21 protein-coding genes and 6 tRNA genes are annotated in these 19,791 nt (G+C 69.9%); 18 read left to right on the top strand and 9 right to left on the bottom strand.

What is annotated here, in order from left to right; all coding sequences use genetic code 11:
- Positions 1 to 62: 62 nt before the first annotated feature.
- Together AB5J55_RS07560 and AB5J55_RS07555 are read left to right on the top strand one after the other, a co-directional pair.
- Positions 63 to 881 (top strand): TrmH family RNA methyltransferase, encoded by an 819-nt coding sequence (locus tag AB5J55_RS07560; protein ID WP_369269903.1) that lies wholly within the window; start codon positions 63 to 65, stop codon positions 879 to 881.
- 11 nt (positions 882 to 892) lie between these two features.
- On the top strand, positions 893 to 1,285 hold the full coding sequence (locus AB5J55_RS07555) for an NUDIX domain-containing protein (protein ID WP_369269902.1): 393 nt from the start codon (positions 893 to 895) through the stop codon (positions 1,283 to 1,285).
- A gap of 25 nt (positions 1,286 to 1,310) precedes the next feature.
- Here the strand turns inward: AB5J55_RS07555 and AB5J55_RS07550 are convergent, their stop codons facing one another.
- Positions 1,311 to 2,741 (bottom strand): protein kinase, encoded by a 1,431-nt coding sequence (locus tag AB5J55_RS07550; protein ID WP_369276122.1) that lies wholly within the window; start codon positions 2,739 to 2,741, stop codon positions 1,311 to 1,313.
- A gap of 196 nt (positions 2,742 to 2,937) precedes the next feature.
- On the opposite strand from AB5J55_RS07550, the gene AB5J55_RS07545 reads away from it, so the two are divergent.
- The 4 genes from AB5J55_RS07545 to AB5J55_RS07530 all read left to right on the top strand — a co-directional run bounded on the left by AB5J55_RS07545 (position 2,938) and on the right by AB5J55_RS07530 (position 5,524).
- Positions 2,938 to 3,177: a hypothetical protein gene (locus tag AB5J55_RS07545; RefSeq protein ID WP_328428941.1), complete on the top strand. Its 240-nt coding sequence runs from the start codon at positions 2,938 to 2,940 to the stop codon at positions 3,175 to 3,177.
- Between the two features lie 234 nt (positions 3,178 to 3,411).
- The gene (locus AB5J55_RS07540; RefSeq protein WP_369269901.1) at positions 3,412 to 3,609 is read left to right on the top strand and encodes a hypothetical protein; all 198 of its coding nucleotides are present in this window, start codon (positions 3,412 to 3,414) and stop codon (positions 3,607 to 3,609) included.
- A 572-nt stretch (positions 3,610 to 4,181) separates the two neighbouring features.
- On the top strand, positions 4,182 to 5,141 hold the full coding sequence (locus tag AB5J55_RS07535; RefSeq protein ID WP_369269900.1) for a phosphotransferase family protein: 960 nt from the start codon (positions 4,182 to 4,184) through the stop codon (positions 5,139 to 5,141).
- A gap of 80 nt (positions 5,142 to 5,221) precedes the next feature.
- Entirely contained in the window at positions 5,222 to 5,524 is a 303-nt protein-coding gene (locus AB5J55_RS07530; RefSeq protein ID WP_369269899.1) for a zf-TFIIB domain-containing protein, read from the top strand.
- 51 nt (positions 5,525 to 5,575) lie between these two features.
- Here the strand turns inward: AB5J55_RS07530 and AB5J55_RS07525 are convergent.
- The 5 genes from AB5J55_RS07525 to AB5J55_RS07505 form a co-directional block, all read right to left on the bottom strand.
- A tRNA-Val gene (locus AB5J55_RS07525) sits at positions 5,576 to 5,647 on the bottom strand.
- Between the two features lie 49 nt (positions 5,648 to 5,696).
- A tRNA-Val gene (locus AB5J55_RS07520) sits at positions 5,697 to 5,768 on the bottom strand.
- 34 nt (positions 5,769 to 5,802) lie between these two features.
- Positions 5,803 to 5,874: transfer RNA gene (locus tag AB5J55_RS07515), tRNA-Val, on the bottom strand.
- 1 nt (position 5,875) lies between these two features.
- Positions 5,876 to 5,949 (bottom strand) — tRNA-Cys (locus tag AB5J55_RS07510).
- 38 nt (positions 5,950 to 5,987) lie between these two features.
- Positions 5,988 to 6,060 (bottom strand) — tRNA-Gly (locus tag AB5J55_RS07505).
- A gap of 178 nt (positions 6,061 to 6,238) precedes the next feature.
- Between AB5J55_RS07505 and AB5J55_RS07500 the strand changes: the two genes are divergently transcribed.
- The 3 genes from AB5J55_RS07500 (at position 6,239) to AB5J55_RS07490 (ending at position 8,992) form a co-directional block, all read left to right on the top strand.
- Positions 6,239 to 7,285 carry a chorismate-binding protein gene (locus AB5J55_RS07500; RefSeq protein WP_369269898.1) on the top strand — a complete coding sequence of 349 codons (1,047 nt, stop codon included), beginning with the start codon at positions 6,239 to 6,241 and terminating at the stop codon, positions 7,283 to 7,285.
- The gene (locus AB5J55_RS07495; protein WP_369269897.1) at positions 7,282 to 8,103 is read left to right on the top strand and encodes an aminotransferase class IV; all 822 of its coding nucleotides are present in this window, start codon (positions 7,282 to 7,284) and stop codon (positions 8,101 to 8,103) included. The genes AB5J55_RS07500 and AB5J55_RS07495 overlap by 4 nt, the downstream gene beginning before the upstream one ends.
- Before the next feature lie 64 nt (positions 8,104 to 8,167).
- Positions 8,168 to 8,992, top strand: coding sequence for a GNAT family N-acetyltransferase (locus AB5J55_RS07490; RefSeq protein ID WP_369269896.1), 825 nt, complete (start codon positions 8,168 to 8,170; stop codon positions 8,990 to 8,992).
- Between the two features lie 30 nt (positions 8,993 to 9,022).
- On the opposite strand, the gene AB5J55_RS07485 is transcribed toward AB5J55_RS07490, so the two are convergent.
- On the bottom strand, positions 9,023 to 9,547 hold the full coding sequence (locus tag AB5J55_RS07485) for a DsbA family protein (protein WP_369269895.1): 525 nt from the start codon (positions 9,545 to 9,547) through the stop codon (positions 9,023 to 9,025).
- Between the two features lie 226 nt (positions 9,548 to 9,773).
- On the opposite strand from AB5J55_RS07485, the gene AB5J55_RS07480 reads away from it, so the two are divergent.
- Entirely contained in the window at positions 9,774 to 10,220 is a 447-nt protein-coding gene (locus AB5J55_RS07480) for a hypothetical protein (RefSeq protein ID WP_369269894.1), read from the top strand.
- Between the two features lie 155 nt (positions 10,221 to 10,375).
- On the top strand, positions 10,376 to 10,528 hold the full coding sequence (locus tag AB5J55_RS07475; protein WP_004002639.1) for a hypothetical protein: 153 nt from the start codon (positions 10,376 to 10,378) through the stop codon (positions 10,526 to 10,528).
- A 66-nt stretch (positions 10,529 to 10,594) separates the two neighbouring features.
- Here the strand turns inward: AB5J55_RS07475 and AB5J55_RS07470 are convergent, their stop codons facing one another.
- Positions 10,595 to 11,155, bottom strand: coding sequence for a CGNR zinc finger domain-containing protein (locus tag AB5J55_RS07470; RefSeq protein WP_369269893.1), 561 nt, complete (start codon positions 11,153 to 11,155; stop codon positions 10,595 to 10,597).
- 322 nt (positions 11,156 to 11,477) lie between these two features.
- Positions 11,478 to 11,891, bottom strand: coding sequence for an SsgA family sporulation/cell division regulator (locus AB5J55_RS07465; protein WP_004002642.1), 414 nt, complete (start codon positions 11,889 to 11,891; stop codon positions 11,478 to 11,480).
- 191 nt (positions 11,892 to 12,082) lie between these two features.
- On the opposite strand from AB5J55_RS07465, the gene AB5J55_RS07460 reads away from it, so the two are divergent.
- The 7 genes from AB5J55_RS07460 to AB5J55_RS07430 all read left to right on the top strand — a co-directional run bounded on the left by AB5J55_RS07460 (position 12,083) and on the right by AB5J55_RS07430 (position 19,729).
- Positions 12,083 to 12,541, top strand: coding sequence for a TIGR02611 family protein (locus AB5J55_RS07460; RefSeq protein ID WP_369269892.1), 459 nt, complete (start codon positions 12,083 to 12,085; stop codon positions 12,539 to 12,541).
- 87 nt (positions 12,542 to 12,628) lie between these two features.
- Positions 12,629 to 12,700 (top strand) — tRNA-Val (locus AB5J55_RS07455).
- Between the two features lie 381 nt (positions 12,701 to 13,081).
- Complete coding sequence (locus AB5J55_RS07450) at positions 13,082 to 14,371, top strand: ABC transporter substrate-binding protein (protein WP_369269891.1); 1,290 nt, start codon at positions 13,082 to 13,084, stop codon at positions 14,369 to 14,371.
- Entirely contained in the window at positions 14,371 to 15,369 is a 999-nt protein-coding gene (locus tag AB5J55_RS07445) for a carbohydrate ABC transporter permease (protein ID WP_369269890.1), read from the top strand. Before AB5J55_RS07450 ends, AB5J55_RS07445 begins: the two co-directional genes overlap by 1 nt.
- A complete protein-coding gene (locus AB5J55_RS07440) occupies positions 15,369 to 16,262 on the top strand; it encodes a carbohydrate ABC transporter permease (RefSeq protein WP_369269889.1) in 894 nt (297 codons plus the stop codon). The genes AB5J55_RS07445 and AB5J55_RS07440 overlap by 1 nt, the downstream gene beginning before the upstream one ends.
- A 12-nt stretch (positions 16,263 to 16,274) precedes the next feature.
- Positions 16,275 to 16,904 carry a hypothetical protein gene (locus AB5J55_RS07435; RefSeq protein WP_369269888.1) on the top strand — a complete coding sequence of 210 codons (630 nt, stop codon included), beginning with the start codon at positions 16,275 to 16,277 and terminating at the stop codon, positions 16,902 to 16,904.
- A gap of 89 nt (positions 16,905 to 16,993) precedes the next feature.
- Positions 16,994 to 19,729, top strand: coding sequence for a Tat pathway signal sequence domain protein (locus AB5J55_RS07430; protein WP_369269887.1), 2,736 nt, complete (start codon positions 16,994 to 16,996; stop codon positions 19,727 to 19,729).
- The last annotated feature ends 62 nt before the right edge of the window (positions 19,730 to 19,791 follow it).

Below are 19,791 nucleotides of genomic sequence, written 5' to 3'. Positions count from 1 at the left end.
GCGGGTAACCCAACCCGTACCGAACCGTTGGCACCACACCCAGGACAAGGCAGTATCACCCTGTGGCCGATCTCATCACCGTCGATGACCCCGCCGACCCCCGCCTGAGCGACTACACGGGCCTGACCGACGTCGAACTGCGCCGCAAGCGCGAGCCGGCCGAGGGCCTGTTCATCGCCGAGGGCGAGAAGGTCATCAGACGGGCCAAGGAAGCCGGCTACGAGATGCGGTCTATGCTGCTCTCGGCCAAGTGGGTCGACGTCATGCGCGACGTCATCGACGAGCTCCCGGCCCCGGTGTACGCGGTCAGCCCGGACCTCGCCGAGCAGGTCACCGGCTACCACGTGCACCGCGGCGCGCTCGCCTCCATGCAGCGCAAACCGCTCCCGACGGCCACCGAACTCCTCCAGTCCACCCGCCGCGTGGTGGTCATGGAGTCGGTCAACGACCACACCAACATCGGCGCCATCTTCCGCTCTGCGGCCGCCCTCGGCATGGACGCGGTCCTGCTCTCCCCGGACAGCGCCGACCCCCTGTACCGACGCAGCGTCAAGGTCTCCATGGGCGCGGTCTTCTCGGTGCCGTACGCCCGCCTCGACACCTGGCCCAAGGGTCTCGAAACGGTCCGCGAGGCGGGCTTCACCCTCCTTGCCCTCACTCCCGACGAGAAGGCCAAGACCCTCGACGAGGCCGCCCCGCACCGGATGGACCGGGTCGCGCTGATGCTCGGCGCCGAGGGCGACGGCCTCTCCACCCAGGCCCTGGTCGCCGCCGACGAATGGGTCCGCATCCCGATGTCCCACGGCGTCGACTCCCTCAACGTCGGCGCGGCGGCCGCGGTCGCCTTCTACGCGGTGGCCTCGGGCCGCCCGCAGATCTAGACCGTACGGCGATGGCCCAGCGGGAGGCGATCGTGGCGGTCCTCCTCCGGGCCGACCGCGTCCTCGCCATCCGCCGCGGCCCCGCCGTCGCGCGCCCCGGCTACTGGCAACCCCTCAGCGGCAAGATCGAGCCGGGGGAGACCCAGCGCGAGGCCGTCGTCCGAGAGGTCCGCGAGGAGGTCGGCCTCAGCGTCGTACCGCTGGCCAAGGTCTGGGAGTCCGAGACGGACGACGGCCGCTTCCGCCTCCACTGGTGGACGGCGAACCCCGAGACCGGCGACGTCGTCCCCGACCCGGGCGAGGTCGCCGAGGCCCGCTGGGTCACCCCGGCGGAGTTCCTGTCCCTGGCCCCGGTCTTCGAGGGCGACCGCGAGTTCTTCGAACGGATCCTGCCGACCCTGTGAGGCCCCTTCCGCTCGGGCCCGTCGCCTAGTCGCGGATCTCGAACGTCGACTCGTAGCGCTGGGACATCAGGTCGTCCCCGTCCAGCGGCGTGTAGCCGGGTTCCACCTGCTCCTGCTGCTGCTCGTGCTGCGGCCGTACGACATCCCCGTCACCGCCGAGCCCGCGGTCCGGGCCCTGGCAGCCCTGCGCCGCCGCAATGCCGAGCGCCACGAGCAGCGTCACCACGACGAACACGAACAGCCGCTGCCGCAGCAGCTGCGGGTTGGCGGGCCGCCGACCGGTACCCGTCCGCGGCGACGGGCGGCCTGCGCCATTGCGCGGTGCGGGCCGGCCGCCGCCGCCCGAGCGAGGGGCGTTGCGCGAGGCGGGGATCGGCCGGGGTCCGGGCCGGGACGAGGCCGTACCGCCGGGCAGGGCGCTGCCGCCCCGCGACGGCACACCGTCGCGCGCGGGACCCGGACCTCGGGAAGCGCCGTTGCCGCGCGGGACGGCGGCGCCGCGCGGCGGGGGTGTGCCCTGTGGGCGGCGCTGGAGGCGCTGCTGTTCCAGGTAGGTGTCGGCGAGCCGCCCGGTCGGCCGGTCCGCCTCTCCGGAACGCGGCGCGGGCGGCCGTACGTCCGCGAGCCCCTGCGCCTCCCGGGCCGCGATCTCCTTCAGACGCAGCGACAACTGCAGCGTGCTGGGCCGCTCCTCCGGTGCCTTCGCGAGACATGCCCGCACCAGCGGAGCCAGCGCGTCCGGTACGCCGTGCAGCTGGGGTTCCTCGTGGACGACGCGGTACAGCATCACCTCGGAGCTGCCGTGTCCGAAGGGTGAGTCACCCATGGACGCGTAGGCGAGGGTGGCGCCGAGGGAGAAGACGTCCGTGGCCGGCGTGACGGCGGCGCCGCGCACCTGCTCCGGGGCGAGGAAGCCGGGGGAACCCACCGCGGTGCCGACGTGGGTGAGGGTCGAGGCCCCCGTCGCCCAGGCGATGCCGAAGTCGATGATCCTCGGGCCCTTGGGCGACAGCAGGATGTTGGAGGGCTTGAGATCCCGGTGGACGACACCGGCCTCGTGGACGGCGACCAGGCCCTCGGACAGGGCTGCCCCGACGGCGGCGACGTCCGCCGCGCCGAGCGCACCCTCGCCGGCGACCTTGTCGTGCAGGGAGGGCCCGGGCACGTACTGCGTGGCGAACCACGGCCGATCCGCCTCGAGGTCCGCGGCCACGAGCCGTGCCGTACAGCCACCGCGAATCCGTCGTGCTGCCGACACCTCACGCGCGAACCGCGAGCGGAACTCCTGATCCTCCGCCAGATCGGGCCGGATCACCTTGAGCGCGACCCGCTGCCCCTTCTTGTCGGAGCCCAGGTAGACGACGCCCATTCCGCCTGCACCGAGCCGTCTGTGAAGCCTGAACGAGCCGACGACGCGCGGGTCCTCGCGCCTCAGGCGCATCATCGCCATGTTCATCCCCGCTGCCCGGTCCGTCTGACGAGCCACAGCTTACGTTTCCACGGGCCGCCGTGCGCAGAGGCCGCGCCCTCTCCGGGCGATGGATTGTCAGTGGTGGGTGGGAGACTTGAAGGGTGGTCAGGGGGCTGGCGAGCAAGGCGACTTCGCCCTGCAATGTCCCCCAACCGCCCATCGCAGAAGGGGGATTGGGCCCGTGAAGGGTGATCGCGTGGAGATAGTCGTGGATGCGGGGGACACGACCCGCACGTACGAGGTGGTGGCGAGCAGGGCGGGCCGCCGGGTGGAGACGGCGGTGCGGCGAGGTGTCGTGGAAGTGAGCGAAGTCACCCGAAGCGGGACTGTCGTGCGTACGGCGCGCTTCATGGCGAACCGGGTACTCGCGCTGGTCGAGCAGCCTGTGCCGCGCGAGGACAGCTCGGAGAAACCGGTGTAGACCGGGCGTCCCCTCGGGGAAGACCCCGAGACCCAGGACCTCGTCTCCACCCAGGGGAGTACTTCCCGGGTCATGGCTCATCCTCCGGGAGGCCCGCCAATCGGTACGAGGGCATGACGCCCGGCGTGGCCCGGCCGCCTAGATTTGAGGTCAAGCGGCGGGTGCAGCACTCGTCCCCCGAGGTCAGACACCCGCCGCTGCCAACGACAAATGACACAGGTCAGGAGAGGGACCATGGCTCAGACGGCACCGCGGACACTGATCCGCACGCAGCAGCGCCCGCTGCTGCGCCCGCGCCGCCAGGGCCGCCGCCACCCCTTGGTGGCGACGCTCATGGCCCTTCCCCTGGCGGTCCTGCTCCTGGTCGTCTTCGACGGCTGGGAGACAGTGGCCACACAGGCGTCGTCCGTGGGCGTGATGCTGGGGCGCTGAGCGGCGACCCCAGGCCCGGAAGAGCGGTCCGGGCGGGGACATCCACCCATGAAACCCCGTGGGGACGGGGGTGCGGCGGACGGCACAAATGCCGGCGCAGCTGGGGAGCTGCGCCGGCATTGCTTTTGCCTGCGCCGGCGACTTCCGGTCGTACGCGGCTGCGGCCCGCCGGCGCAGGATCTTCGCTTTGCCTCTCGACGCCGGTCCAGGTATTTCAGCCCGTCCGGCATCTGGGGGCGAGGGCTCTGCCATCCCTAACCCCCACCCACCCGAAGGGGGCGGTGCGTGAGCGTGGACGGTCGCTCTAGGCGTCGGTCCAGGTATTTCAGCCCGTCCGGCGTTTGAGGACGAGGCCGTTCAGGCCGATAGCGGGCTCTGGGGGCCGCAGCCCCCACCAGGTCCGGGGTCGAAGGGGCGGAGCCCCTTCAAGGACGGGACGGGTGGGGGCGGCGGGGGGCGAGACATCCCGGGGCGCCCCCGGCATCCAGCCCAGGCCGACGAGCAACCCCCGGCCAACCCGACGCCGTCACCGACGTACCCTCGGCCCAGACCCCCGCACACAAGGGACCCCAGTGACCCCGAACCCCCTCCTGCCCGCCCTCACCGCGCACGCCGAAGCCACGGCACACACACGCCCCCACCCCTGTCCCTGCGGAGCAACCGTCACGCTGGCCGACCGCCCCGACGCCACCGTGGTCCGGCACGCCGACACCGTCGCCAAGGCCCACGCCCCGGACATCACCCCCACCGAACTCACCCCTCGCCTCACCACCGCCGCCAACCTCCCCGACATACTCCTGGCGCCGCTCACCCTCATACCCGCCGACCTGCACGGCCGACTGGTCACCTTCTGGCCGTACGGCACCCCCGTCGACCCGGGCGACCCCGACGCGGCCCCCTGGGAGGCGGCAGCCACCCTCCTCGCCCGTCTCCACCGAACCCCGACCGACGCCTGCGCGCCGCTGCCTCCCATGCGCGGCCCAGCCAAAGCCGCCCACGCCGTGGACCGGCTCCGCAAAGCCGAGGGCGGCACCAGCGCCGCCGGCACCCCCACCGCCGCCGTCCTCCGCGCCTGGGACACCCTCCCCGCCTGGGCCCGCGCGAAGGCCCCGCAGCCCGACACCACCACCCTCTGCCACGGCGACCTCCACCTCGGCCAACTCGTCCGCCACCCGGCCCCGGACGGCCCTTGGCTGCTCATCGACGTCGACGACCTCGGCGTGGGCGTGCCGGCCTGGGACCTGGGCCGTCCGGCCGCCTGGTACGCCTGCGGGCTGCTGTCGCCCGAAGAGTGGGAGCGGTTCCTGTCCGCGTACCGCGCCGCAGACGGACCGGCCGTTCCCGTGGAGGGTGACCCCTGGCCCGCCCTGGACATCCCGGCCCGCGCCCTCACCGTGCAGACCGCCGCGAGGGCGATCACCAAGGCCGTGGCCGAGGGCCGTCCCCTGGACGAGGTCGAGCAGTCCCTCGTGGACGCCTGCGACCGAATGGCTTCCGTCCCCCCTGAGTTGACCCGAGATTACGCAAAGTAGGGTGCAACCGACCGCAGCCGGACAGAGTCTGTTCTGGCGATACGCGAAGCAGGATCGACCGGCGAGGAGTTGAGCCGACCATGCAGTGTCCGAAGTGCCGAGCCCCGATGCACACGTACAACCGCAACGGCGTCCAGATCGAGCAGTGCAGCGGTTGCCGCGGCATCTTTCTCGACTACGGCGAGCTGGAGTCGCTGACCCGCCTGGAGTCCCAGTGGTCCCAGCCGGCCCCGCCGCCTCCGGCCGCCCCGCAGGCCTACCCGGCCCCTGCCCCTCCGGCCCCGGCCTGGGGCGCCCCGCACGGTGGTCACCATGGCGGCCACGGCGGTCACTACGGCCACAAGCGTCACAAGAGCTTCGGCCACATGCTGTTCTCCAGCTGAGCCGCACAAGCACGAAGAAGCCCCCGGTCATCGACCGGGGGCTTCGGTGTGTGGACGATACTGGGATTGAACCAGTGACCTCTTCCGTGTCAGGGAAGCGCTCTCCCGCTGAGCTAATCGTCCTCGGGACCGTGATCGACCAAACACGCCTGAAGATCACGAACTTGCTGCGTGCGCGATACTGGGATTGAACCAGTGACCTCTTCCGTGTCAGGGAAGCGCTCTCCCGCTGAGCTAATCGCGCGGGTCAGACCTTCGATGATCCGTCGAAGATCCAGTGGACGATACTGGGATTGAACCAGTGACCTCTTCCGTGTCAGGGAAGCGCTCTCCCGCTGAGCTAATCGTCCTTGGAGGTGGAGACGGGATTTGAACCCGTGTAGACGGCTTTGCAGGCCGTTGCCTCGCCTCTCGGCCACTCCACCAGGAGTGTAGGGGGTCGGGAAGATCCCCTGTTCCTTCGAGCGGACGACGAGGCTCGAACTCGCGACCTCAACCTTGGCAAGGTTGCGCTCTACCAACTGAGCTACGTCCGCTTGTCGTTTCGTTCCGCTCCCGCGGCCCGGCGACGAGTTGAACTCTAGCGGATTCCGGGGCCAGCACAAAAACGCGTTTGTGCAGCGTGCTGCGCTGCGCCTGCTCAGGGACCTGCCGACGGGTCCCGAAGGGACATGGCGAGGTCACCCGCAGGACACCCGCCATAGACTCGACTGCGTGCCCGACCTCCCTCCCCTCGCCCGCTTCGGCGATCGCGTGGCCACCGGCCTCCTCGATGTGACCAACGACGCCGCGGCCCTGGACTCCAGCGGATTCTGGGCTGTCTGCGCCGACTTCGAGGGCGGTCTGACATGCGCCCGCTTCCGGGACGTACGAGAGGAACCCGTGCCCGCGCCGGTGCCGGGGAAGTGGCTCGGCCCGGCTGCCGGTGACTGGACGTCGTCGCTCGACCGCTCCGCGTACACGGCGGGCGTACGGCGCATCCGCGAGCACATAGCGGCCGGCGAGGTCTATCAGGCGAATCTGTGCCGTGTCCTGAGCGCGCCGATCGGGCCGGACGCCGATGTGGACGACCTGACGGCCCTGCTGGCCCGCGGCAACCCGGCGCCCTACGCGGGAACGATCCGGCTGCCGGAGCACGGGGTTGAGATAGCCACCGCGTCTCCCGAGCTCTTTGTGCGCCGTGACGGGCGTGTTGTCGAGTCCGGGCCGATCAAGGGCACCGGGCGGACCGAGGCGGACCTGCTGGAGAAGGACTACGCCGAGAATGTGATGATCGTGGACCTGGTGCGCAACGACATCGGTCGCGTGTGCGCCACGGGGACGGTGACCGTGCCCGATCTGTGCGCCGTCGAGAAGCACCCGGGCCTTGTCCATCTGGTGTCCACCGTCCGCGGTGAGCTGGGAGCCGGCGCCGGCTGGCCCGAGCTGCTCGGCGCCGCCTTCCCGCCCGGCTCGGTCACCGGTGCGCCCAAGTCGAGCGCCCTGCGGATCATCGACGCGTTGGAGACGGCGCCCCGGGGCCCGTACTGCGGTGGCATCGGGTGGGTCGACGCCGACCGCGGGGTCGGCGAGCTGGCTGTCGGGATCCGTACCTTCTGGATCGACCGGGCCGAAGGCGTGCTGCGGTTCGGTACCGGCGCGGGGATCACCTGGGGGTCGGACCCCGAGGGGGAGTGGCGGGAGACCGAGCTGAAGGCGTCCCGGCTGCTCGCGGTAGCGTCGGGGGCGTACGAGGTGAGTGGAGAGGGACTGCAATCGTGAAGATCTGGCTGGACGGCGGGCTGCAGGACATCGAGTCCGCCCGTGTCTCCGTCTTCGACCACGGGCTGACCGTGGGCGACGGCATCTTCGAGACGGTGAAGGCGGTGGACGGCCGTCCGTTCGCGCTGACCCGGCACCTCGACCGGCTGACGCGCTCGGCGCGCGGTCTCGGTCTGCCCGAGCCCGACCACGACGAGGTGCGCCGCGCCTGCGCCGCCGTCCTGGAGGCCAACCCGATGCCGCTCGGCCGGCTGCGCATCACCTACACCGGCGGCCACGGCCCCCTCGGCTCCGACCGTGGCGAGCACGGACCGACCCTCGTCGTCGCCCTCGGCGAGACCGCCCGCCGCCCCGACTCCACGGCGGTCATCACCGTGCCCTGGACCCGCAACGAGCGTGGCGCGCTCACCGGCCTGAAGACGACCTCGTACGCCGAGAACGTCGTCGCCCTCGCCCGCGCCCACCAACACGGCGCCTCCGAGGCCCTGTTCGCCAACACGGTCGGGCAGCTCTGCGAGGGCACCGGGTCGAATGTCTTCGTCGTCCTGGACGGCGAGATCCACACCCCGCCGATCGCCTCGGGCTGCCTCGCGGGCATCACGCGCGTGCTGGCGATCGAGTGGACCGGCGCGAAGGAGACGGACCTGCCACTGGACGTCCTTCAGCGGGCCGACGAGGTCTTCCTCACCTCCACCCTCCGCGACGTGCAGGCCGTGCACCGCGTCGACGACCGCGAACTCCCGGGCGCGCCGGGGCCGGTGACCGCCAAGGCGATGCGGATCTTCGCGGAGCGGTCGGGCGACGACCTGGATCCGTAGGAGCAACGGGCACGCGAAGAAAATGGGCTGCCGTGGCCCCGGCGCGGTGGGTAGAACACCCCTGATGACCACGACCCTGCGGCCGACTGAGCCGCTTCAGCACAACGAGGACGGGACCCGTTCGCGCCGCTTTCAGGTGTGTGTGAACGGCCGCCCCGTGGGCGCACTTCACCTCGGCACGCATCCCGTCTTCGGCGGCACGGTCGCCCGGATATCGGAGCTGCGCATCGAGGAACCGGACCGGCGCCGCGGCCGGGGCACGGTGGCCGCCCTCGCCGCGGAGGAGGTGGCGCGCGGCTGGGGCTGCCGGCGCATCGAGGCGACGGTCCCCGGTGCCGCCGGACCGGCGCTGCGCCTCGCCACGGCGCTGGGCTACGTCGTCCGCAATCGCGGCATGGAGAAGGCGCTCGGCGACACCGCGCCCGATCTGCCCCGGGGCAGCCGGGGACGACCCATGACGGAGGCCGAGTACGGACCCTGGGCGGACAAGAGCTTCGAGGAATACTTCCGCAGCTGGGTCGAGCGCGGGGTCCCGGAGGCCGCGGCCCGGGCCAAGGCCGAGCGGGACCACGCCGTACTGCTGCCGGACGGTCTGCGCACGCCGGGTGCGGTCCTGAGCGTCCTTGAGCACGAGGGAACTCCGGTGGGCACTCTGTGGATGGTGGCGCAGGACGACCGCGCGTACGTCTACGACGTGGAGACCGCCCCGGCCCACCGGGGCAGGGGGCACGGGCGCACGCTGATGCTGCTGGCCGAGGCCCAGGCGATCGCCGCGGGGCACCGGGTCATCGGCCTCAACGTCTTCGCGGACAACGCCCCCGCCGAGCGGCTCTACGAGTCACTCGGCTACGAGACGACGCGGTACGCCATGTTCAAGACACTGCTGTAGCCGTCGGCCGGCCGAGGGGCCCGGCGGAGGTCAGGCGCTCGGCTCCGCCAGCAGCCGGTCCGCGATCTCCTCGATGCGCTCGCGCAGCCCCTCCTGGCTCTTGCCGCCGTCGAGGCGCTCGCCGCCGATCACATACGTCGGCGTGCCGGTCACGCCGATGGCCTTGCCCTCGGCCTGGTCGGCGTCGACGATCAGGATGTGCCGGCCGTCGACCAGAGCGGTGTCGAACTCCTCGGTGTCCAGGCCGAGTTCCCCGGCCACCTCGACCAGGAAGGGTTCACCCTTACGGCCCAGCTCCTCGACCCGGCCCAGCACGGCCTCCACGTACGGCCACCCCTGCCCCTGCTCGAAAGCCTCCTCGGCGGCCTGCGCGCCGGCGAAGGCGTGCTTGTGCTTCTCCAGCGGGAAGTGCCGCAGCCGCAGCTCCAGCCGGTCGCCGTAGCGGGCGCGCAGGGCACGGAGATCGTCCAGGGCGCTGCGGCAGTCGGGGCACTGCACCTCGCACCAGACGTCGAGGACGGGGGCGGTGGCGCGGTCGGGGGAGGAGTCGCTCATGGTTCCAGTCTCCCAGCAGCGGCGCGGGCGACCCAATCCGACCGGGTGCTTCGCCGACGACGGCCCTGACGCGGACCCGGGCCGTTCACCGCGACCGGGACCTGCGGAGGAGATGACCCGGAGATGTCCCTGATGTCGGGCCCAGGCGTGGCCGGGCGGGGTTGCCACGGTGCAGGATGGAAGGGACGAAGTGCCCTGACCGACTCAGCCTGCCCTGGAGGACCGGATGATTGCCGAGACCGTCTGTTCCGCCGCCGCCGCGGCCGGCCTGGGCATCGCGGCGGTCACGGCGTACCGCAAGCGTTTCCTCGCGGCCACGCGCATCGCCGCGTACTCGCTGGTGCCCCTGGGGCTGGTGATGACCGGTGTCGTCGACTGGCTTGCGGACACCGCGTTCAGCCCGACCGCCTGGGCGGGCTTCGGAGTCCTCGGCGTCGCCTGGCTGCTGTTCGCGAGCAGCCGCGCGGTGGAACGCCGCCGTGGCGGCACCCGCAAGGAGCGCAAGGAAGCCAAGGCCGGCGCACAGCGCGAGGCGGTGGCCCCGGCGGCCTCGGCGCCCTCCCTGGGGGCGGGCTCCCGTCAGTCGACCCGGCCCGCGACCGCACCCAGGGCCGAGGCCGCCTCGGACGACTTCAGCGACATCGAGGCCATCCTCAAGAAGCACGGCATCTGACCCCCCGCACGCATGACTGAAACGACACAGTGGGTCGCCGCCCGGCCGTAAGTGATCATCACTCGAACCGGACATCGAGGAATTCGGCGAACTCCCGCTCATCGCGGGCGTGTTGATCGCGCCACGAGGGACAACTACGTCATCATCGCCGCGAGATGCTGGACACGACACAAAGCGAGGCCGCGCCACCTCAGGACGAGCCCCGCGGGTGCCTCTTCGCCCTTTCCCAGCCACCGCTGATGATCTTCCTTGCGGTGATCGGGTGTCTGCTGCTCATGGCTGCGCTGCACGATCTGCTGCTGCTCTGAGCCGTACCCGCGGCCCCCGGCGCCACCCGCCGGGGCCCGCGTCGACACCGGTATCTCGGCGACCGCTCAGCCCGCCGCTTCCTTGCGGCGAGCCCGGTAGGCGGCCACATGCAGACGGTTTCCGCAGGTGCGGCTGTCGCAGTAGCGCCGCGAACGGTTGCGGGAGAGGTCCACGAAGGCGTGCCGGCAGTCCGGCGCCTCACAGCGCCGCAGCCGCTCCTGCTCGCCCGCCACCACGAAGAACGCCAGCGCCATGCCGCAGTCGGCCGCCAGGTGGTCGGCGATGGAGGCGCCGGGGGCGAAGTAGTGCACATGCCAGTCGTAGCCGTCGTGGTCCGTGAGCCGGGGGGTGGTTCCGGCGGCGGCGATCAGCTCGTTGATCAGCCCGGCAGCGGTCCGCGCGTCGGGCTCCGCGAAGATCTCGGCGAACCGGCCGCGCACCTTGCGCACCGCGGACAGATCGAACTCCGAGAGGACACCGACATCGCTGATTTCGTGCTTTCGTACGAAATCGGCGAGCGCCGCGACGTCCGGCAGTGCGTCCGGAGTCTCGTCGCCCTCCGGTGCGGTGTTCACCAGATCCACCACGGCATCGAGCGCACACCGGGTGTCATGGGTGATCAGCACGTTTCGCTCCCTGGCCTGAGGTCGGGCGGGGCGCCCGCCGATGCTGGCCGATGGTAGTGGCTCGCAGCGCCCACAGACCGGCCGCGACCGTACGTGGCTTCGAATACAACGCCGCAGGGGCGTTGACGGTTCCCGTCCGGCCCGGCCCGGACGGGAACCGTCGGCGCTTACTCACGGTGACCGACACGGCCTCCGCTCCCCGAGCGCGCCGACGCCGCCCCCGCGGAGCGGAGGCGGCGCTGACGTGTGCCCTATGCGGTTGTCTTGGCCCGAGCCGTCTCCCCGAGTCGACGGCGCCGGGCGGCTTGCGGGGGGCCTCGGCCTAGCTTTCCGCCAGGATGTGCGAGAGCTCCTGATCGAGATCGAAATGCCGATGCTCCGTACCTGGGGGCACCGCGGCATCCGTTCGCTTCAGGAAGGACTCCAGGGCCCGTGCAGGGGCCTCGAGCAGGGCCTCGCCCTCCGGAGAGCTCAGGGCGATGCAGACGACGCCCTGACCGTGGCTGCGCGACGGCCAGACGCGGACGTCGCCGGTTCCGGTGGGCCGGTGGAGGCCCTCCGCGAGGAGGTCGCGGGCGAACACCCACTCGACGGTTTCCTCGGCTCCGGTGTGGAAGGTGGCGTGCACGGCGTAGGGGTCGGCCGTGTCGTACCGCAGGCCTGCGGGGACAGGCAGGGATGACTCGCTCGACACAACGAGGCGCAGGTGCAGCTCGCAGCTGACCGTGGTGTTCATAAGCGCCAGGGCCTTTCGCTCAGTGTGCGCTCGGGGATTCGCACGTCGGCGAAATCGACATGCCACCTACGGTGCCGTTGTAAACCCCTCTGAGTGTTTTGCGTGTGTTTACGTAACTCTTCCGGCCGAGAACCCGTTCGCGAGGTACGACCATTCCGGTGACTCGTTTCCGTCCGGTAGGGTTTGGCCGTATGAATACGGGGAGTAACGAGTCGGGCGAGGTTGCCCTGGCTACCGACGAGACCGAAGTGGACGGTGTGAAGGGCGACAGCGAGCAGGGGCTCGGCTCACGAGCGCCGGAGTTCGTCAAGGCGCGTAGAGCGCTGCATCTGAGCTGGCAGGTGGGCGTCTTCGTCATCGGCCTGGCGATAGTCGTCACCGGCATCATCCTGCTGCCTCTGCCCGGTCCGGGCTGGGTGATCATCTTCGGGGGCATGGCGGTCTGGGCGACCGAGTTCGTATGGGCCCAGCTAGTGCTGCGCTGGACCAAGCGCAAGGTCACCGAGGCGGCCCAGCGGGCCCTCGATCCGAAGGTGCGCCGTCGCAACATCATCCTGACGACGATCGGCTTGGTGATCGTGGGCGTGCTGCTCGGGATCTACCTGTGGAAGTTCGGCATAGTGATGCCCTGGAAGATCAAGGACCAGTGATCCGCGAGGGGGTGCGGACGTCTGCCGGTACGGCTTCGCGCCGGTCACTCGCACCCCCTGACATGGGGTAATGTTCTTCCTGCGTCCGGGCGATTAGCTCAGTGGGAGAGCGCTTCGTTCACACCGAAGAGGTCACTGGTTCGAACCCAGTATCGCCCACCCGGATCCGGCGGGCCGCCTGCGACTGTGCAGGCGGGCCGCCGTCGTTTCCGGCCGGCATGCGCGACGCGACACGGCAGGGGTGTCTGCCACCTGAGGCGACATCCCGTCAACTCGCCCGTGGCCATGCTGCGCTCGGTCGAGATGGACATAGGGTGGCCGACTTGTTGTTCGATGCCTCGACCTCGCGCGTCTGACCTGCGCCGACGTCCGACCGGTCCGGCCAACTCGCCTCCATCTGCCGTCACCCGGCCCCGCGGGCCGCCAAGAAATTCCTGTCCGAATCATTGACGCACTCCGAGGCCCTCCGTAACTTGTGCCAGCAAGCGCTTACTTGAAACGATTCATGAAGCGGTAGCGACGCTGCGGGGAGGCTCGACGGTGAGAACCAGCAGGAATGTTGAGAGGCGTACGATCCTGAAGGCGGCCGGCGCCACGGCGGCCGCACTCGGGCTGGCCGCGACGACGGGCTGCGGTGGGGACGGAGGGGCCTCCGCCGACGGGACGGTGACGATCCGTTACGCGTGGTGGGGTGCCGAGGACCGGGCCGAGCGCATCAACAAGACCATTGAGCTGTTCCACAAGAAGTACCCGAAGATCAAGGTCAAGACGGACTTTCAGCCGTACACCGACTTCTGGAAGAAGTTCAACACCCAGGCCTCCGGGGGGAATCCGCCGGACGTGTTCCAGAATGCCATCGGCTTCCTCCGCAAATATGACGCGAAGAATGTGCTGCTCGATCTCAATGAGCAGGTCGAGGCCGGCAATCTGTCGATGGACGGCTTCCGCGCGGGACTCGAGAAGTTCGGCGAGATCGACGGAAAGCTCCTGGGGGTTCCCGTCGGGTCCAACTCGATGGCCCTGGTCATCGACAAGCCCGTCTACACCAAGGCGGGCGTGAAGCCGGAACAGGGCTGGACCTGGGACGACTTCGACGCGGCGATGAAGAAGATCCGCGACAGGGCGGGACGCGCCGGCGACAGCGGCATGTACGGCGTCATGTACCTCTACGACCTCTACCTCCGCCAGAACGGCAAGGCGTTCTTCACCGAGGACGGACTCGGCTTCACCGAGGCGGATCTGACGGACTGGTGGACCAAGGCCGAGAAGGGTGTGCAGGAGGGCATCTACGCCGACGCCAAGAAGGTCGCCCAGATCAAGCCCAAGTCGGCCGTCTCCGCCGAGCTGGCCGGCGGCGAGTTCACCTGGGACAACTTCACCGTCCGCTACACGTCCGAGGGCAAGAGCGAGTACGGCCTCGCTCCCATCCCGACCACGGACGGCAAGAAGACCGGCCAGTACCTGGGCTCCTTGATGCTCAGCGCTTCCAGGCGCACCGAGCACCCCAAGGAGGTCGCCCAGTTCATCGACTTCATGGTCCACGACCCCGAGGTCGCCAAGATCATGGGCTACGACCGCGGTGTGCCCGCCACCCAGGCCCAGTTCGACGCGTTCCAGCCGACGGACGAGGTCAACAAGGGGATCGCCGCCTACGAGACGTCCCTCGTCGAGGCGGGCGTCCTGGAACCCATCACCCCGCACCCGAACGGCGCCGACATCTGCGAGGCGGCGTTCCTGCGCATCGCCGAAGAGCTCGCGCTGGGCAAGCGTTCGGTGGACGAGGCCGTCAAGCAGTACTTCACCGAGTCGAAGACGGCTCTCGCAGGCTGATGGGAACCGCCGTGACACACGCCCCTGCGGTGGAGGGCCCGGCCACGGGCTCCGAGCCGCGGCACGGGCCGGTGCAGCCCCTGCGTCCCGCCGCCCTCAAGCGGCGGGTCCGCCGGGAGAACCTGGCCGGCTATCTCTTCATGTCCCCCTGGATCGCCGGGTTCCTGCTGCTCACGGCAGGCCCGATGATCGCCTCGCTCTACTTCGCCTTCACCGACTACAACCTCTTCGACGCGCCCAAGTGGATCGGCCTCGACAACTTCTCCGAGATGTTCGGCGACCCGCGCTGGCGCCACTCGGTGCAGGTGACGCTCTGGTACGTCGTCGTCGGCACGCCGCTCAAGCTGCTCGCGGCCCTCGGCGTGGCGCTCCTCCTGGCCCAGAAGCGGCGCGGGCAGGCCTTCTACCGGGCCGCCTTCTACGCCCCGTCGCTGATCGGCGCGAGCGTCTCCGTCGCGATCGTCTGGAAGGCGATCTTCTCCGACGACGCGATCGTCGACCGGACGCAGAAGGTCTTCGGGATCGACGTCGGCGGCTGGACGGGCGATCCGGACCTGATCATCTACAGCCTGGTGGCGCTCACCGTCTGGCAGTTCGGCGCCCCCATGGTCATCTTCCTCGCCGGCCTCAAGCAGGTCCCGCGTGAGTTGTACGAGGCGGCCGAGGTCGACGGGGCGGGCAAGCTGCGGCGGTTCTGGAACATCACCCTGCCGATGATCTCCCCGGTCCTCTTCTTCAACGTCCTGCTGGAGACCATCCACTCCTTCCAGATCTTCAGCTCGGCGTACATCGTCGGCGGGGGAGCCGGAGGCAACGCCTGCGGTCCGGCCGACGGCTCGATGGTCTACACCTGCTATCTGTACGTCCAGGGCTTCGAGAACAGCAGGATGGGCCTGGCCTCAGCCATGGCCTGGATGCTGCTCGTCGCGGTCGCCCTGGTGACGGCGGTGCTGTTCTGGTCCCAGAAGCGCTGGGTGCACTACGAGGAGGGCGCCTGATGAGCGCACCGGCAACCGACATCAAGCCGGCGCCCTCCGCGCGGGCCGGGGCGCTGCGCCGCCGACTGCCCGGTTCCGTCGCCTGGCACATCGGGTCCCTGCTGGTCCTCGCGGTGATCCTGTACCCGGTGATCTGGGTCGTCGGCGGTTCGTTCAAGCAGAGCGAGGACATCATCGGCAGCCTGGACCTCTTCCCGGGCGACCCGAGCTTCTCCAACTACACCAGCCTCGCCGACGGCATCGCCGACATCTCGATCTCCACCTTCTTCCTCAACTCGCTCTTCCTCGCGGTCGGGTCGGTGATCGGGATCGTGGTGTCCTGCTCGCTGACGGCGTACGCCTTCGCGAGGATCCGGTTCGCGGGCCGGAATCTGCTGTTCACGCTGATGATCGGCACGCTCCTGCTGCCGTACCACGTCCTGCTGATCCCGCAGTACGTGCTGTTCCGCAACATGGAGATGATCAACACCTACACCCCGCTGCTGCTGGGGAAGTACCTGGCCACGGAGGCGTTCTTCGTCTTCCTGATGGTGCAGTTCATGCGGAACCTGCCCAAGGAACTCGACGAGGCGGCCCGCCTCGACGGCTGCGGGCACTTGCGGATCTACTGGTCGATCATGCTGCCGCTGTGCCGGCCGGCCCTGATCACCAGCGCTATCTTCACCTTCATCAACGCCTGGAACGACTTCATGGGCCCGCTGATCTACCTCAACGAGCCCGACAAGTACACCGTCTCCCTCGGCCTGAAGATGTTCGTCGACCAGGAGGGCATCGCGAACTACGGCGGCATGATCGCCATGTCGCTCGTCGCCCTGCTGCCGGTCCTGGCCTTCTTCCTGGCCTTCCAGCGATACCTGATCGACGGCATGGCGACGTCCGGACTGAAGGGCTGAGGTGAAGCGACGATGGCCCAGGCGCGCGTGAAGGCTCGTACGGCTCGTGCGGTTCGTACGACTCGTCGGGAGGCTCGCGGGGAATCGCTCTTCGCCGAGCGGTTCGCCGTGTTCGCCGAGTGCCTGCTGACCGGTGTCTGGATCGCGGTCGCCTCGCTCGGAGTGGTCACTTATCCGGCCGCTCTCGCCGCCGGCGCCCGGCATCTGCGTCGCCGTATCGCACATGAGGGCGGTGGCCTGCGGGAATTCGTCGCCGACTTCCGGGTGGCCGTGCGGCGTGGGTGGGTCGTCGGGCTCGCCGGGTGGGCCGGGGCGGGCGCGGTCCGGCTGGACGTCCAGGCCGCGCGGGCCGGGATTCCCGGTGGACCCCTCGTCGGGGCCATCGGGGTGTTCGCACTGATCGGTGCCCTCGTGGCACTGCTGCGGGCCACGGCGGTCTGGACGCCGGACGCCGGCTGGTGGTCGCTGCTCGCGGGCGCCGGACGCCGTACCGTGCTCGACCCTGCCGGGTCCTTCCTGATCATCGGAGGGTTGGCCGTCGCGGCCGCCTCCGCCTGGTTCGCCGCGCCGCTGGCGGTCCCTGTCCTGGGGGCCGTCGCGGCGGCGGCCGTCGCCGTGGAGGAGCGGTACCGGCACCGCTGAACCTGCGGTGCCTCGCACCAGGTCGGCGCTCCGGGCGCCGCACTCTATCTGTCATGCCCCTGACCATTCGTACGTGGAAAGGAAAGGCCATGTCCCCCATCCCCCGCAGGTCCCTCCTCAAGGCGGCCGCCGTCGCCGGAGCCGCCGCACAGTTCAGCTGGGCGCTAGGGGCGAAGGACGTGCAGGCCGCGCCCAGAGCCGCCGGCGCCGATGCCGATCCCGTGACCCTGGACTGGCTGGAGGACGGCGGTCTGGGCACCGCCCCCGGCTCCACCGTCGGCGTGCCCTGGCCGAAGGGTGTGTACCAGGAGGACCAGACGTTCGCGCTGACGGACGCGGACGGCAAGGCCGTGCCCGTGCAGTCGTGGCCGATCGCCTACTGGCCGGACGGCTCCCTCAAGTGGACGGCCCACGCGGTCGGTTCGGGCAACGGCAAGCTCACGTTGAGCCCCGGTGCGGCCGCCGCGCCTGCCAAGAAGGTCACAGTCGACAACAGCGGCGGCACCATCGACGTCTCCACCGGTGTCATCACAGCGAGGATCGGCAAGTCCGGCGCCACGCTGATCAAGTCGGTCACGCGCGGCTCCACCGAGATCGCCAGGAACGGTCGCCTCGTGCTGATCCGCCAGCCCGAGATCGAGGACGAGGACCAGGGCTCGGTCAAGACCGAGCGCTTCGAAGGCGCCATCTCCGAGGTCACCGTCGAGCAGAAGGGCCCCGTCCGCGCGCTCGTCCGCATCGACGGCAAGCACCGCAAGGGCGGCCGGAGTTGGCTCCCCTTCTCCATCCGCCTCTACTTCTACGCCGGCGCCGACTCCTTCCGCATGGTGCACACCATCACCTACGACGGCACCCAGGAGCCCGGCAAGGCGAGCGGCGACTTCATCCGCGGCCTCGGCGTGCGCTTCACGGTCCCCATGCGGGACGAGTCGTACGACCGTCACATCCGCATCGGCGGCGAGGGCACCGGCATGCTCCGTGAGGCCGTCAAGGGCATCACCGGGCTGAGGCGCGATCCAGGGGCCGCCGTACAGGCGGCGCAGTTCGCAGGGGAGAAGCTGCCCGATCCGTCGACCTGGGACCAGCGCGTGACGACCCGGCTGCAGTACATCCCCGAGTGGGGCGACTACACCCTCTCCCAGCTCTCCGCCGACGGCTTCACTCTGCGCAAGCGCACGAAGAAGGGCTACGGCTGGATCGGCGCCGGCGGTGGCAGGCGTGCCTCCGGCTTCGGATACGTCGGTGGTGTCAGCGGCGGGTTCTCCTTCGGGCTGCGGGACTTCTGGGAGAAGTTCCCCGCCCAGCTCGACATCCGCGACGCCCACACCGACGCGGCCGAGGTCACCATGTGGCTCTGGTCGCCCGAGGCGCAGCCCATGGACCTGCGCTTCTACCACGACGGCATGGGCCAGGACACCTACCCCGAGCAGCTCGAAGGCCTCAACATCACCTATGAGGACTACGAGCCCGAGTTCGGAACGCCCTACGGCATCGCCCGCACCTCCGAACTCCTCTTCTGGGCCAACGAGTCGACGCCCTCGCCCGAAGTCCTGGCCCAACAGGTCGAGGCCGTACGGGTGCTGCCGCAGCTCGCCGCCCCGCCCGCGCAGCTCATCAAGGCGGGGGTCTTCGGGCCGGGCCTGTACTCCGAGCCGGACCGCTCCACACCCGCCAAGGCAAAGATCGAGGACCACCTCGACTTCCTCTTCACCTACTACAAGGGCCAGGTGGAGATGCGCCGTTGGTACGGCTTCTGGGACTACGGCGACATCATGCACACCTACGACACCGTCAGACACCAGTGGCGGTACGACATCGGCGGCTACGCCTGGGACAACTCCGAGCTCTCGCCCGACCTGTGGCTGTGGTTCGCCTATCTCAGAAGCGGGCGCGCTGACATCTTCCGGTTCGCCGAGGCCATGACCCGGCACACCGGCGAGGTCGATGTCTACCACCTCGGCGAATGGGCCGGCCTCGGCACCCGGCACGGCGTGCAGCACTACGCCGACAGCGCCAAGCAGCAGCGCATCGCCAATACCACGTACCGCCGCTACTACTACTTCCTCACCGGGGACGAACGCGTCGGCGACCTCATGCACGCCAACGTCGACTCCGACGAGACCTTCCTCGTCCTCGACCCGATCCGCAAGATCCGCACCGAGCCGTACACCCCCGACCGGCACGCGCTGTCGATCGGCTTCGGCACCGACTGGAGCGGGTTGGTGTCGGCCTGGCTGACCGAGTGGGAACGCAAGGGCCCCAAGTGGGAGAAGGCCAAGGCGCGGGTCCTGTCCACCATGGAGACGATCGCCGCGCAGCCCAACGGCTTCGTGCAGGGCAGCGGTCTCTACGACCTCGACACGGGCAGGTTCGCCGTAGCCGGCAAGCCCGTCGTGGGCGTCTCCCACCTCTCCGCGGTGTTCGGCCTCAACGAACTGTGCGCCGAGCTCATCGACCTCGTCGACATGCCGGAGTTCAACGAGGCGTACTTCGACTACTGCCGCTACTTCAACGCGACGAAGACCGAGCAGGCGGCCCGCTACGGCTCCAACTTCGGCTCTCTGCTGCTCTTCCAGGGCCACTCGCGCCTCGACGCGTACGCCGCCGTCCGGACCGGCGACGAGAAGCTCGCCACTCGCGCGTGGGAGAAGTTCTACAACTCCGACGGCTACAAGGAGTCGGCGCCGTGGCGGACGGAGAAGCTGAGCGGCCCCGACGCGCTGGTCCCGGGCAGCGAGGCGGCCTGGGTGTCCACGAACGACACCGCGTTGTACGGGCTCGCGGCCATTGAGAACCTGGCGTTGCTGGGGGACAGGATGCCGTAACAGGTGGTGGGGAACTGCGGGTCCGTTGTGGCTGGTCGCGCAGTTCCCCGCGCCTCTGTGGG

The organism is Streptomyces sp. R11, assembly GCF_041051905.1.
Classification (GTDB): domain Bacteria; phylum Actinomycetota; class Actinomycetes; order Streptomycetales; family Streptomycetaceae; genus Streptomyces.
The sequence above is the reverse complement of the archived record's forward strand: the minus strand, read 5'-3'. Positions and strand labels throughout refer to the sequence as shown.